Genomic DNA, 420 nt, shown 5'->3' on the forward strand with positions numbered 1-420 from the left:
TGCCACTCCACCCGAACTCAGGGCCGGCAGACCGCTGGTGTCGCTCGACAAGGAGTAGGTCAGCGGTACGTCGGCACCCGACTGGAAGATACCGGTCACGCTGCCGCTGGCTACAGTAGCTTCGCCAGCTACGTCGCCCACACCGCCGGCAATACCATTGGCCAATCCGTCTTCATCGACAGTACCGGCCTCGGCGGCTCCGGCCGCCGTTGGCGTGTCATCATCGACGGTAATCACCAGCTTCTCGGCCGCGGCGGTTACCGTGTCACCGTCCTTGTCGGTAGCTTGCAGCAGCGTGCCCAGGTTAAGGGTGATGTCGTTTTCATCATTGCCCGCTGGATGGTCCAGCGGTTGCAGCAGGGTAAAGCTATAGGCGCCCGCGGCGCTGAGGCTGAAGGTAAACACATCGACCGCGCCGGC

The 420-nt window shown here is 63.3% G+C and carries 1 protein-coding gene; it reads right to left on the reverse strand.

The features are described 5' to 3' along the window. On the reverse strand, positions 1-420 hold a 420-nt coding region (locus PVZ78_RS00005), incomplete at both ends, for a T1SS-143 repeat domain-containing protein (protein WP_443218344.1).

It is taken from the genome of Pseudomonas sp. SBT1-2 (genome assembly GCF_028640875.1).
GTDB classification, from domain to species: Bacteria; Pseudomonadota; Gammaproteobacteria; order Pseudomonadales; family Pseudomonadaceae; genus Aquipseudomonas; species Aquipseudomonas chlororaphis_I.